At 72.9% G+C, this 13,564-nt stretch carries 10 protein-coding genes; 3 read left to right on the top strand and 7 right to left on the bottom strand.

What is annotated here, in order from left to right; translation table 11 throughout:
* Positions 1-179: 179 nt before the first annotated feature.
* The 7 genes from ABZV94_RS13170 to rsmI form a co-directional block, all read right to left on the bottom strand.
* Positions 180-1,988: an ABC-F family ATP-binding cassette domain-containing protein gene (locus ABZV94_RS13170; RefSeq protein WP_356340290.1), complete on the bottom strand. Its 1,809-nt coding sequence runs from the start codon at positions 1,986-1,988 to the stop codon at positions 180-182.
* A gap of 297 nt (positions 1,989-2,285) precedes the next feature.
* Complete coding sequence (locus tag ABZV94_RS13165; protein ID WP_356340289.1) at positions 2,286-3,179, bottom strand: 4-(cytidine 5'-diphospho)-2-C-methyl-D-erythritol kinase; 894 nt, start codon at positions 3,177-3,179, stop codon at positions 2,286-2,288.
* Positions 3,176-4,045 carry a 16S rRNA (adenine(1518)-N(6)/adenine(1519)-N(6))-dimethyltransferase RsmA gene (rsmA, locus tag ABZV94_RS13160; protein WP_014673217.1) on the bottom strand — a complete coding sequence of 290 codons (870 nt, stop codon included), beginning with the start codon at positions 4,043-4,045 and terminating at the stop codon, positions 3,176-3,178. The genes ABZV94_RS13165 and rsmA overlap by 4 nt, the downstream gene beginning before the upstream one ends.
* 101 nt (positions 4,046-4,146) lie before the next feature.
* Positions 4,147-5,517, bottom strand: coding sequence for a ubiquitin-like domain-containing protein (locus tag ABZV94_RS13155; RefSeq protein ID WP_356340288.1), 1,371 nt, complete (start codon positions 5,515-5,517; stop codon positions 4,147-4,149).
* 154 nt (positions 5,518-5,671) lie between these two features.
* Complete coding sequence (locus ABZV94_RS13150; protein ID WP_356340286.1) at positions 5,672-6,571, bottom strand: TatD family hydrolase; 900 nt, start codon at positions 6,569-6,571, stop codon at positions 5,672-5,674.
* 47 nt (positions 6,572-6,618) lie between these two features.
* Positions 6,619-7,041 carry a hypothetical protein gene (locus ABZV94_RS13145; protein ID WP_356340285.1) on the bottom strand — a complete coding sequence of 141 codons (423 nt, stop codon included), beginning with the start codon at positions 7,039-7,041 and terminating at the stop codon, positions 6,619-6,621.
* Positions 7,042-7,279: 238 nt separating this feature from the next.
* On the bottom strand, positions 7,280-8,128 hold the full coding sequence (gene rsmI, locus ABZV94_RS13140; protein ID WP_356340284.1) for a 16S rRNA (cytidine(1402)-2'-O)-methyltransferase: 849 nt from the start codon (positions 8,126-8,128) through the stop codon (positions 7,280-7,282).
* Positions 8,129-8,276: 148 nt separating this feature from the next.
* Between rsmI and ABZV94_RS13135 the strand changes: the two genes are divergently transcribed.
* From ABZV94_RS13135 to ABZV94_RS13125, 3 genes are all read left to right on the top strand, one after another.
* Complete coding sequence (locus ABZV94_RS13135; protein WP_356340282.1) at positions 8,277-10,034, top strand: phospholipid carrier-dependent glycosyltransferase; 1,758 nt, start codon at positions 8,277-8,279, stop codon at positions 10,032-10,034.
* 106 nt (positions 10,035-10,140) lie between these two features.
* Entirely contained in the window at positions 10,141-11,775 is a 1,635-nt protein-coding gene (locus ABZV94_RS13130) for a penicillin-binding transpeptidase domain-containing protein (protein ID WP_356340281.1), read from the top strand.
* Positions 11,776-11,871: 96 nt separating this feature from the next.
* Positions 11,872-13,539, top strand: coding sequence for a penicillin-binding transpeptidase domain-containing protein (locus ABZV94_RS13125; protein ID WP_356340279.1), 1,668 nt, complete (start codon positions 11,872-11,874; stop codon positions 13,537-13,539).
* Positions 13,540-13,564: the final 25 nt, after the last annotated feature.

Genomic DNA, 13,564 nt, shown 5'->3' with positions numbered 1-13,564 from the left:
CGTTCTCAGACAGGTAAGACGGTTCTCAGACGGCCCTTTCTATCACCCGGTACAGACAGCACACGGGGCCGTGTCCTCCCCTGTTCCCAAGGGACGACCGGCCCGTGATACCGCCGTTACGCGCCTTCACGCCCCCTTCACCCGGCGCACGCGCCCCCTCCGTGTGCGGGCGTGAAAGGTCAGGCGTCCTCCGCCAGTTCCAGCCAGCGCAGCTCCAGTTCCTCGCGCTCCCCGGCGAGATCCCGCAGCTGGGCGTCGAGTTCGGCGACCTTCGCGAAGTCGGTGGCGTTGTCGGCGATCTGGGCGTGCAGCTTCGACTCCTTCTCGGAGATGCGGTCCAACTGGCGCTCGATCTTCTGGAGTTCCTTCTTCGCGGCGCGCTGGTCGGCGGCGCTCTTCTCCTGCGTGACCGGCTTGGGTGCCGCGGCGGCGGTCTGCGCGGCGACCGCCTCCTCCATCCGCTGCCGCCGCTCCAGGTACTCGTCGATGCCGCGCGGCAGCATCCGCAGCGTGCCGTCGCCGAGGAGGGCGAACACCCGGTCCGTCGTCCGCTCCACGAAGAACCGGTCGTGGGAGATGACGATCATCGAGCCGGGCCAGCCGTCGAGGAGGTCCTCCAGCTGGGTGAGGGTCTCGATGTCGAGGTCGTTGGTGGGCTCGTCCAGGAAGAGCACGTTGGGCTCGTCCATGAGGAGCCGCAGCAGCTGGAGCCGCCGCCGCTCACCGCCGGAGAGGTCCCCGACCGGCGTCCACTGCTTCTCCTTGGTGAAGCCGAACGTCTCGCACAGCTGCCCGGCCGTCATCTCGCGGCCCTTGCCGAGGTCGACGCGCTCCCGGACCCGCTGCACGGCCTCCAGCACCCGCCAGGTCGGGTCGAGTTCGGCGACCTCCTGGGAGAGGTACGCCAGCCTGACGGTCTTGCCGACGGCGATGCGGCCACCGGCCGGCTGCTCCTCGCCCTCGGTCCGCGCGGCCTCGGCCATGGCCCGCAGCAGCGAGGTCTTCCCGGCGCCGTTGACCCCGACGAGGCCGATCCGGTCGCCCGGGCCGAGCTGCCAGGTGACGTGCTTGAGCAGCACCTTCGGCCCGGCCTGCACGGTGACGTCCTCCAGGTCGAAGACGGTCCTGCCGAGCCGGGAGGAGGCGAACTTCATCAGCTCGCTGCTGTCGCGGGGCGGCGGCACGTCCGCGATCAGCTCGTTGGCGGCCTCCACGCGGAAGCGCGGCTTGGAGGTGCGGGCGGGGGCGCCCCGCCGCAGCCACGCCAGCTCCTTGCGGATCAGGTTCTGCCGCTTGGCCTCCTCCGTCGCGGCGATCCGCTCGCGCTCGGCACGGGCGAAGACGTAGTCGGAGTAGCCGCCCTCGTACTCGTACACGTCACCGCGCTGCACGTCCCACATGCGCGTGCACACCTGGTCCAGGAACCACCGGTCGTGGGTCACGCAGACCAGCGCCGAGCGCCGGTTCTGCAGGTGCTTCGCGAGCCAGGCGATGCCCTCGACGTCGAGGTGGTTGGTGGGCTCGTCCAGGACGAGCAGGTCCTGCTCCTCGATGAGCAGCTTGGCCAGCGCGATACGGCGCCGCTCGCCACCGGACAGCGGGCCGATGACGGTGTCCAGCCCCTTCGGGAAGCCCGGCAGGTCCAGCCCGCCGAACAGCCCGGTCAGGACGTCCCTGACCTTGGCGTTGCCGGCCCACTCGTGGTCGGCCATGTCGCCGATGACCTCGTGACGCACGGTGGCGGCGGGGTCGAGGGAGTCGTGCTGGGTGAGCACACCGATCCGCAGCCCGCCGGAGTGCGTGACCCGTCCGGTGTCGGCGTCCTCCAGCTTGGCGAGCATCCGGATGAGGGTGGTCTTGCCGTCGCCGTTGCGTCCGACGACCCCGATCCGGTCCCCTTCCTGCACGCCGAGCGAGACGCCGTCCAGCAGGGCACGGGTGCCGTACACCTTGCTGACGTTCTCGACATTGACCAGGTTGACGGCCATTTCACTCCTGTGCGCGGGGCTGTTTCGACGTGCGGCTCCGCCGCGTGGGTCAGCCTTCTAGCGTAGGGCCTGCGGAGGTGCGGGCGGGGCGCGAGGGGGTTGTCACTCTGTGTGATGACGTCGCCCGCAGCGCTACTTCCACTTCGCCGCGATCCACCTGCTGGCGAACGGGTGTACGAACGCGGCGAGGCCCCCGGTACCTGTGCGTTGACAGGCATCCACCACGACCACGTCAAGGTGAGCGTCCCCTACGACATCCTCATCGACCTGACCACGTTCAACGAGTACTGAACCTGCTCAGACCACCGTCGCCCCCGCCACCGGCCCCACCGCGGTCCGTACCGCCCTGCACGTCCCCGACGCCCGAAGGGCCCCGGCCACCTTCTGCGCCGACTCGGCGTCCCGCGTGAGGAAGGCCGTCGTAGGCCCGGATCCCGAGACCAGCGCGGCGAGCGCACCCGCCCCGCGCCCCGCCGCCAGCGTGCCGGCCAGCTCGGGGAAGAGGGACAGCGCGGCCGGCTGGAGATCGTTGGAGACGGACGCGGCCAGCGCCTCGGCGTCCCCCTTCGCCAGCGCCGCCACCAGCTCCGCCGACGCCACCGGCTCCGGGATCTGCCGCCCCTCGGCCAGCCGGTCGAACTCACGGAACACCGCCGGCGTCGACAGCCCCCGCTCCGCCATCGCGAACACCCAGTGGAAGGTGCCGCCGGCCTCCAGCGCGGTCAGCCGTTCGCCCCGCCCGACCCCGAGCGCCACGCCGCCGACCAGGCTGAACGGCACGTCGCTGCCCAGCTCGGAGCAGATCGCGAGGAGTTCGGCGCGCGAGGCACCCGTGCCCCACAGCCGGTCGCAGGCGAGCAGCGCGCCCGCGCCGTCCGCGCTGCCGCCCGCCATGCCCCCGGCTACCGGGATGTCCTTGGCGATGTGGATGTGGACGTGGGGGTCGATGCCCCGGCGCCCGGCGAGGGCGATGGCCGCACGGGCGGCGAGGTTGGTGCGGTCCAGCGGGACCTGGGCGGCGTCCGGGCCCTCGCAGGTGATTCGGAGTTCGTCCGCGGGGGTCACCGTGACCTCGTCGTACAGCCCGACGGCGAGGAAGACGTTGGCGAGGTCGTGGAAGCCGTCGGGGCGGGCGGCGCCGACCGCGAGCTGGACGTTGACCTTGGCCGGGACCCGGACCGTGACGCTCACGCGCCCGCCTCCTTGTGCTCGGCGATCCGCGCGAACTCCTCCACGGTCAGCGACTCGCCGCGCGCCTGCGGCGAGACCCCGGCCGCGACCAGGGCCGCCTCGGCCGCCGCCGCGGACCCGGCCCAGCCGGCGAGCGCGGCCCGCAGGGTCTTGCGACGCTGGGCGAAGGCCGCGTCGACGACGGCGAAGACCTCGGCCTTGGAGGCGGTGGTCTTGATCGGCTCGGCCCGCCGCACCAGGGACACCAGCCCGCTGTCGACGTTCGGCGCGGGCCAGAAGACGTTGCGCCCGATGGCCCCGGCCCGCTTCACGTCGGCGTACCAGTTGGCCTTCACGGACGGCACGCCGTACACCTTGTTGCCGGGCGCGGCGGCGAGCCGGTCGGCGACCTCGGACTGCACCATCACCAGCGTCCGCTCGATGCTCGGGAAGGTGTCGAGCATGTGCAGCAGCACGGGGACGGCCACGTTGTACGGCAGGTTCGCCACCAGGGCCGTCGGCGCGGGTCCGGGCAGCTCGGTGACGTGCATGGCGTCGGAGTGGACCAGCGCGAAGCGGTCGGCGCGGTCCGGCATGCGCGCGGCGATGGTCGCGGGGAGGGCCGCGGCGAGGACGTCGTCGATCTCCACGGCGGTGACGCGGTCGGCGGTCTCCAGCAGCGCGAGGGTGAGCGAGCCGAGCCCCGGGCCGACCTCGACGACCACGTCGTCGGGGCGGACCTCGGCGGTACGGACGATACGGCGGACCGTGTTGGCGTCGATCACGAAGTTCTGGCCGCGCTGCTTGGTGGGGCGCACACCGAGCGCCGCCGCGAGCTCGCGGATGTCGGCGGGGCCGAGGAGGGAGTCGGGGGTGGGGCTGCTCACGGGACAAGGGTACGGGGGCGGGAGGGGCCGGGTTGCCAGGTGGCCCGCGCCGCGGCCGGACGGCGGCCCGCGGCACGGGGCGTCCGCCCGGTCCGCGGCCCCTACCCCCGCAGCCTCCCCCCGCAGTGCGGCCAGGGGCTCGCCCCCCGCCGGATGTACAGCTTCTTCGCCCGGTACGTCTGCTCCTGCGCCGTGGCGTCCTGGGGGCGGCCCTTGCCGCCGAGGCTCTGCCAGGTGCGGGTGTCGAACTGGTACAGCCCGCCGTAGGTTCCCGAGGGGTCGACCGCGTCGGGCCGGCCGCCGGACTCGCAGGCGGCGAGCGCCCGCCAGTTCAGGCGGTCGGCGTCGCGTACGGAGGGCGGCCGGGGCTTGGTGCCCACCTTGACCACCTGTGCGCGCGGCGCGCGCACCACCTCCGACTTCTCCGGGCGCGGCTTCTGCCGCACCCCGTTGACGGTGCGCACGTGGTAGGTGGTCCGGCGCAGTCCCGGCTGCCCGGGCCGCGCGACGACCTCGGTGCCCTGGAAGAGGGCGGGATCGGCGGTCCGCTCGGTCGTGAAGGGGATCTGCTCCTCGTGGATCTCCCGGGTGCTGCTCACCCGCAGCACGGTCACCGTCTGCCCGTCGCGCGGGAAACTGTCCGGCGGCACGGAGGTGGTGTCCTGGCCGCGCAGGGTGATCCCGGCCTCCTCGACCGCTTCCCGGACGGTGGCCGCGTTGGTGCGGACGGTGCGGGTCCGGCCGTCCGCCAGGACCGTGACCGCGCGTTCGGTGCGCACGTCGAGCGCGAGCCCGGCGCGTCCGATGCGCTGGGCGCGCGAGGCCGACAGATACGCGCCCTCGGCGCGCACCCCCAGCTCGTCCAGCGCCCCCTCCACCGTGCGCGCCGTCGTCCACACCTCGCGCCGCCGGCCGTCCAGGGTGAGCCGTACCGGGCGCCCGTACCGCACCGCGACCGCGTCGCCGCTGGCGAGGGCCGTGCCGGGGGCGGGCGCGATCATGTCGTGCGCTCCCACGCGCACGCCCTCCTCGGTGAGCAGCTCGCTCACGTCGTCGGCGAACGTGTGCAGGCTGCGCTGCCTGCCGTCGACGTTCAGCTCGACCGCCTTGTCGTTGGCGACGAAGGCGGTGGTGCCGCCGGCCAGGAAGGCCACGACCAGCGCCTGCGGCAGCAGGCGGCGCACGGTGGAGTCCGGGCGCTCGGCGTAGCGGGCCCGGCGCCGGCGCGGGGCCCGCCCCCCGGTCTCCTCGGGCGGCTCGGCCTCGGGAGCCCGCGTCTCGTGAGCCGCGCTCGCGGGCGCGCTCGTCGTCTGCCGGGGCAGCGGCGTCGCCGGCTCGGTGACGAAGTACGCCTCGGCCTCGTAGGCGGGCCGGTAGGTGTCCTCGCGGATGCCGTACGGCAGCGTCTCCGCGGTGTGGACGGAGGCGTCATGGCCGTAGGGGTCGTACGTCTTGTACTGCGACGTGCTCACGCCGACACGCTCCAGGGTCCAGAGGGGTCCGGATCGGGCCCCCAGAACCTAGCGGAGCGCCGGTCACTCTCCAAAGCGACTCGACTACGGAACGTGGTGTCTCGAACGGGTGGTCAGTACCCCGGGACGGCCGGTCGGCGGCCCGGACGGACGGTCAGTAGCCGAACGCCCGGGCCGTGTTCGCGGCGAGAGCCGCCGCCAGAGCGTCCTCGTCGATCCCGCGCACGGCGGCCATCGCGCGGACCGTGACCGGAATGAGATACGGGGCGTTGGGCCGTCCGCGGTACGGCGCCGGGGTGAGGAACGGCGCGTCGGTCTCCACCAGGACCAGCTCCAGCGGGGCGACGGCGAGGGCGTCCCGCAGGTTCTGCGCGTTCTTGAAGGTGACGTTGCCGGCGAAGGACATGAAGTAGCCCTCGCGGGCGCAGATCCCGGCCATCTCGGCGTCGCCGGAGTAGCAGTGGAAGACGGTGCGCTCGGGGGCGCCCTCCTCCTTCAGGATCCTGAGGACGTCGGCGTGGGCGTCGCGGTCGTGGATGACGAGGGCCTTGCCGTGCCGCTTGGCGATCTCGATGTGGGCGCGGAAGGACCGCTCCTGGGCGGCCTTGCCCTCGGGGCCGGTGCGGAAGTGGTCGAGGCCCGTCTCGCCGACGCCCTTCACCTGCGGCAGCCCGGCCAGCCGGTCGATCTCGGCGAGGGCCTCGTCCAGCGCGGCGTCGCCGCCGGGCTCCCGGGCCCCCTGCCTCGACCACCCGTCCGGGTCGCCGTGCACGATGCGCGGGGCCTCGTTGGGGTGGAGGGCGACGGTGGCGTGCACGTTCTCGTGGGCCGCCGCGGTCTCGGCGGCCCACTGCGAGCCCTTGAGGTCGCAGCCGACCTGGACGACCGTCGTGACGCCCACCGAGGCGGCCTTCGCCAGGCCCTCCTCGACCGTGCCGGACTGCATGTCGAGGTGGGTGTGGGAGTCGGCGACGGGCACCGCCAGGGGCTGGGGCAGCGGCGGCGCCGCGTTCTTGTCGGCGTCCTTGGTGCTCTGACCGGCGTTCGAAGGCATGCTCCGATCCTACGGAAGGGGCATGCCCTCGACGGCCGGCGATCCGCTCAGCTCGCCCGGCGCTGGAACGGGTGCAGGAGATCGGACAGGTGCCAGTGGTGCGGCGCCCTGGCCGGCCCGGCCTCGGCGGTCCGCGCGGGCACCTGCGGCGTCTCGACCGGGCCCGCCTGCGGGACGCGGTGGTGCTGCCCCTGCGCGGACCCGCGCACCGCGGAGACCTGGCCCGCGCGCATGATCCGCACGACACGGCCGTCGCAGTTGTGGCAGGACGGGCGGCTCAGCGGTGACGGCACGACCTGGCCGTCGGCCACGTACAGCACGAACTCCTCCCCCTGCGCGTTCGTGTGGTGCTCTATCTCGTACGACTGCTCCCAGCCTTGCCCGCAGCGCATGCAGGCGAACGAGTACGACTCGTGAACGACGGCTGTGGCTGTGGCACGGAGGCCGGTCCGCCCTGCTATGTCACTCATGCCAGCTCCCTGTCGGACGGGTGCGTCCCTCTGGACGGGTGCGTCCCTTCGACCAGTGGACGCCTCCACCGGCGGATGCGCAGCAGGGCTGTCGAGTGTTGGAGGCGATTTGGACATCGCTTGCCAAAGGGTCGCGAATGAGACGGCTGTGCTTTGCCATCGACGCCAGCCTTTTGCTCCCCCATGGGGCGCACGGAGGCGCTCCGCGGGGGCGCGGGGACCTACCCGACGACCCGCCTCACCCGGTGGAGCGCTTGGCCGCCACCACCGCGTCGAACACCACCCTCTTCGGCAGTCCCGCCTCCGCCGCAACCGCCGCGATGGCCTCCTTGCGGCGCTCGCCGGCCTCCTCCCGGACCCGCACCCGGCGCACCAGCTCCTCGGCGTCGAGTTCCTCGGGCCCGGTCTCGGGCGCCCCCTCGACCACCACGGTGATCTCGCCGCGCACGCCGTCGGCGGCCCAGCGCGCCAGCTCGGCCAGCGGGCCGCGCCGCACCTCCTCGTACGTCTTGGTCAGCTCCCGGCAGACGGCGGCCCGCCGGTCGGCGCCGAAGACCTCGGCCATGGCGGCGAGGGTGTCGTCGAGCCGGTGCGGGGCCTCGAAGTAGACGAGGGTGCGCCGCTCGCCGGCGACCTCGCGCAGCCGGGACAGCCGTTCGCCGGCCTTGCGGGGCAGGAAGCCCTCGAAGCAGAAGCGGTCGACGGGCAGCCCGGACAGGGCGAGCGCGGTGAGCACGGCGGACGGGCCCGGCACCGCGGTGACCCGGATGTCCTGCTCGACGGCGGCGGCGACCAGCCGGTAGCCGGGATCGGAGACGGAGGGCATGCCGGCGTCGGTCACCAGCAGCACGCGCGCGCCGCCGATCAGCTCCTGGACCAGCTCCGGGGTACGGGCGGACTCGTTGCCCTCGAAGTACGACACGACGCGGCCCTTGGGCGTCACGCCCAGCGCCTGGGTGAGCCGGCGCAGCCGCCGGGTGTCCTCGGCGGCGACCACGTCGGCGCCGGCCAGCTCCTCGGCGAGCCGGGGCGGCGCGTCCGCGATGTCGCCGATGGGGGTACCTGCCAGGACAAGGGTTCCAGTCACACCCCCATCCTCCCAGGAGATCCCGGGCCGCTTCCCCGGCGTCCGGGGCCGGGTCCGGGGCGGCCCCGAGCGGGACGAATGCGACCGTGTCCCGACCGGTACCGCACATGCGCGGGACTCGCACAGGACGTTTCCCTACGATGGCGCGGTGACCAGTACCGCGTCCTCCATGGACCTCCGGCAGGACCAGGCACCGCACGACAGCCGGCCGTCGTGGCAGCGTCGGCTGCGCCGATTCGGGTACGCGCCGGCCACGGACGCGCCCTCGGGCGACGTACGCGACCGGCTGGTGCCGCCGTACGCCGAGCCGAGCCCCCGGCTGTGGCGGGTGCTCGGCGTGCCGCCGCTCCTGGCCGAGCGGCTCACGCGGTGGTCGGGCTGGGGCGGGCCGCTGCTGGTGACGCTGATGGCGGGCGTCATGCGGTTCTGGAACCTGGGCAGCCCGCGCGCGGTGATATTCGACGAGACGTACTACGCGAAGGACGCGTGGGCGCTCGTCCACCGCGGCTTCGAGGTCAGCTGGGACCGGTACGGCAAGAACGCCAACGACATGGTCCTCCAGCAGCACGGGCACCTGGCGATCCCCACGGACCCGGCGTACGTGGTGCACCCGCCGGTCGGCAAGTACGTCATCGGCCTGGGTGAGCTGATCTTCGGGTTCGACCCGTTCGGCTGGCGGTTCATGACGGCGCTGCTGGGCACGCTGTCCGTCCTGCTGCTGTGCCGGATCGGCCGCCGGATGTTCCGCTCGACGTTCCTGGGGTGTCTGGCGGGCGCGCTGATGGCGGTGGACGGCCTGCACTTCGTGATGAGCCGGACCTCGCTGCTCGACGGCGTGCTCATGTTCTTCGTCGTGGCCGCGTTCGGCTGCCTCGTCGTCGACCGGGACCGGGCCAGGGAGAGACTGGCCGCCGCGCTGCCGGCCGGACCGGACGGGCGGGTACGGCCCGACGAGCGGGTCGCCGACGCCTTCCGCTTCGGGTGGCGCCCGTGGCGCTGGGGGGCCGGGGTGATGCTGGGCCTGGCCGTGGGCACGAAGTGGAACGGGCTGTACATCCTGGCCGCGTTCTGCGTGATGACGGTCCTGTGGGACGTCGGCACCCGGAAGGTGGCGGGCGCGCGCCGCCCGTACCTCGCCGTCCTGAAGTACGACACCGGTGCCGCCTTCGTGGCGACGGTCCCGGTCGCGCTGGCGGTCTACCTGGTCTCCTGGACCGGCTGGATCCTCTCCCCGGCCGACGGCACGGGCGGCTACTACCGCAACTGGGCGGCCACCGACGGCAGGGGCGGCACCTGGTCCTTCCTGCCGGACTGGCTGCGCAGCCTGTGGCACTACGAGCACGAGGTGTACAACTTCCACGTCCACCTCGACCAGCCGCACACGTACCAGTCCAACCCGTGGAGCTGGATCGTGCTGGGCCGCCCGGTGTCGTACTTCTACGAGTCCCCCTCCCCCGGCTCCGACGGCTGCCCGGTGGACGCGGGCCAGAAGTGCGCCCGGGAGGTGCTGGCGATCGGCACGCCGCTGCTGTGGTGGGCGGCCTGCTTCGCGATCCTCTACGTGCTGTGGCGCTGGGCGTTCCGCCGCGACTGGCGGGCCGGCGCCATCGCCTGCGGCATCGCGGCGGGCTACCTGCCCTGGTTCCACTACCAGGAGCGCACGATCTTCCTCTTCTACGCGGTCGTCTTCCTGCCGTTCCTGTGCCTGGCGGTGGCGATGATGACCGGCGCGATCATCGGCCCACGGGGCTCCACCGACACCCGCCGGGTGATCGGCGCCTCGGCGGCGGGCGTCCTGGTCCTCCTGATCGCCTGGAACTTCATCTACTTCTGGCCCCTCTACACCGGCCAGGCCATCCCGATCGACAGCTGGCGGTCGCGGATGTGGCTGGACACCTGGGTCTGAGTCACGGTTTCGACAACTCCTGCCCCAGCGGCGGTGCAACCGCTTACAGTGCCCCCAGACCTGTTTTGAACATGTTCAACAGGCTGAACGGGAGGGGAAGCGCGCCATGCGCAACGGGGTCAAGGCGGCCGTCATCGGCGGCGTGTGCGTCACGCTGCTCGGCGGTGCCGGGTACGGGGTCTACAACGTCGCGTCCGCGCTGAACGGCGACGACGGCCCGGGGGCCTCGGCGGCCGTGCGGACCGGTCCGCCCAGCGGCTCCGAGGTGAAGGAGACGACCGGCGCGTTCTTCACCGCCTGGGAGAAGGGCGACGCGGCGGCCGCGGCGTCGTACACGAACTACCCGGAGGCGGCCCAGGAGGTGCTGTCGGCCTACGGCGGCGACGCGCACATCGGCAAGGTGCGGATCACCCCGGGCCGGGCCACCGGCGACACGGTGCCGTTCACGGTGAAGGCGACGGTGTCGTACGCCGGCGTGTCCCGGCCGCTCTCCTACCGCAGCGAGCTGACCGTCGTACGCGGCGAGACCTCGCACCGCGCGCTGGTCGACTGGCAGCCCTCCGTCGTCCACCCGCGCCTGCGCAAGGGGGACACGCTCACCACCGGCGACTCGGCCGCCCCGGAGATCGAGGCCGTGGACCGGAACGGCAAGGTGCTCACCCGGGTGACGTACCCCTCCCTCGGTCCGATCCTGGACGAGCTGCGCCGGCGGTACGGCGACAGGACCGGCGGCCGGCCCGGGGTGGAACTCGTGATCCGCCATCAGGCGGCGGCGGACGGCAGCCGGCCCGCGGACACCCCGCTGCTCACCCTGGCCAAGGGCAAGCCGGGCAGGCTCCCCACGACGCTCAGCGCGAGCGCCCAGGCGGCGGCCGAGAAGGCCGTGCTGAAGTACCCCGAGTCCTCCGTCGTGGCCGTCAAGCCGAGCACCGGCGAGATACTCGCCGTCGCCAACAACCGCGACGACGGCTTCGACGCGGCCCTCCTCGGCGAACGCGCACCCGGCTCCACCATGAAGATCATCAGCGCGGCGACCCTCATCGACAACGGCCTGAGCACGGCGAACGGGCCGGCGCCCTGCCCGCCGTCGGCCGTCTGGCAGAGCCAGACCTTCCAGAACCTCAAGGGCCTGGCGCCGGACGAGCACGCCACCCTCGCCGACGGCTTCGCCCGCTCCTGCAACACGGCGTTCGTGAAGTTCGCGGACGAGGTGAAGGTCGACTCCCTCACCCGGGAGGCCGAGGACCGCTTCGGGCTCGGGCGGAACAACTGGCAGGTCGGCGTGCCCACGTTCGACGGCCGGGTGCCGGCCTCCGGCGGCCCGGACACCGCGGCCAACCTGATCGGCCAGGGCCAGGTCCAGATGAGTCCGCTGAACATGGCGTCCGTGACGGCCACCGCGAAGACCGGCGCCTTCCGCCAGCCCCTGATCGTGCCGCTGAGGCTCGACGACCGCGAACCGGCCCGCGCGCGCGGGCTGTCGTCGTCCACGGTCCAGCAGCTGCGCGCGATGATGAACCGCACCGCGCGCAGCGGCACCGCGGCCGGTGTGATGGCCGGGATGAGCGGGGACGTCGGCGCGAAGACCGGCTCCGCGGAGGTCGACGGCGAGGCCAGGTCGGACAGCTGGTTCACCGGCTACCGCGACGACGTCGCCGCGGCGGCCATGGTCCAGGACGGCGGACACGGCATCGACGCCGCCGGACCGATTGTCGCAAGCGTGCTACGGAACGCGGGCTGACGTCACCCGGGAAGACGGGGACTTTAAGGTGATTGCCGTCGTTGGGGAATGTGAGGGCTACGGGGACCCTGGGAAAGGTGCGGAGGAACTGAGGCTGTGGGCAAGAGAAGGCGCGTCGCCGAGCGACGGAAGACCCGACCCGCCGTGCTCGGCGGGATGATCGCCGTGGTGGTCGGCGGTGCCGGGTTCGGCGTCTACGCGCTGTACGACGGCGGTGCCGCGGCCGACGAGCGCTCCGCCGCCACGGCCGGCCACAGGACCGTCAGGACGGGCCCGCTCACCGCGACCGAGATCCGCACCGCCTCCACCCGCTTCCTGACCGCCTGGCAGCAGGGCAAGGCGGACCGGGCGGCGGACGCCACCGACGACCCCGCCGCCGCCGGGAAGCTGCTCGCCGGCTACACCAAGGACGCCCATCTGAAGGACGTCACGCTCACCCCGGGGACGGCGAAGGGCGCCAAGGTGCCGTTCTCCGTGAAGGCCACGGTGGCCTACCGGGGCCTCAGCAAGCCGCTGTCCTACACCAGTTCGCTCACCGTGGTGCGCCGGGCGAGCGACGGCGCGCCGCTGGTCGACTGGCACTCCGCCGTGGTCCACCCGGAGCTGCGGGACGGCGACACGCTCGTGACCGGCGAGTCCGGCACCCCGCCGGTCAAGGCGCTGGACCGCGACGGCGGTGAGATCACGGCCGCCAAGTACCCGTCCCTGGGCACGGTGCTGGACGGACTGCGGGAGAAGTACGGCAAGAAGGCGGGCGGCACGGCGGGCGTCGAGCTGCGCGTGGTGCGCGGCAAGGCGGCCAAGGAGGCCAAGCTCTCCGACAAGACGCTGGTGGAGCTGAGCAAGGGCACCCCGGGCACCGTGAAGACGACGCTCAGCCCCACCCTCCAGGCCGCCGCGGAGCAGCAGGTCGCGGGGCGCCCGCGGGCCTCGGTGGTCGCGCTGCGGCCCTCGACGGGGGAGATCCTCGCGGTCGCCAACAGCGGGCACGGCTTCAACACCGCCTTCCAGGGGGCCCTCGCACCCGGCTCCACGATGAAGGTCATCACGTCGTCGCTGCTGATCGACAAGGGCCTGGCGTCGGTGGACAAGCCGCACCCCTGTCCCAAGACGTTCACCTACGGCGGCTGGAAGTTCCACAACGACGACGACTTCGAGATCAAGGGCGGCACGTTCAAGGCGAGCTTCGCCCGGTCCTGCAACACCGCCTTCATCAGCCAGGCGAAGAAGCTGAAGAACGACGACCTGACCAAGCAGGCCCAGCAGGTCTTCGGGCTGTCCATGAACAACTGGGCGATCGGCGTGCCCAGCTTCGACGGCTCGGTGCCGGTGCAGTCGGCGGCGCAGATGGCGGCCTCGCTGATCGGGCAGGGCGGGGTGCGCATGAACCCGCTGAACATGGCCTCCGTCGCCGCGACCGTGAAGTCGGGCACCTTCCACCAGCCGTACCTGGTCGCGCCGTCCGTGGACCACCGCACGCTGGCCACCGCCTCCCGCACGCTGTCGCCGAAGACGCTGTCCCAGCTGCGCGAGCTGATGCGGTACACGGCCGCGTACGGCACCGCCGCCGAGGCGATGTCGGGGCTCGGCCCGGACTACGGCGCGAAGACCGGATCGGCGGAGGTCGACGGGCAGAAGAAGCCGAACGGCTGGTTCACCGCCTACCGGGGCGACCTCGCCGCCGCCGGCGTGGTCCAGGCGGGCGGGCACGGCGGTGACACGGCCGGCCCGATCGTGGCGAAGCTGCTGAAGCTCGGGAGCTGACCGGCTCCGGCCCGCCGGTCGGCCC

Origin of the sequence: Streptomyces sp. NPDC004658, assembly GCF_040609555.1 — a bacterium.
In the GTDB taxonomy this organism is placed as follows: domain Bacteria; phylum Actinomycetota; class Actinomycetes; order Streptomycetales; family Streptomycetaceae; genus Streptomyces.
Note: the sequence above shows the minus strand (reverse complement) of the source record. Positions and strands in the feature narration are given on the sequence as shown.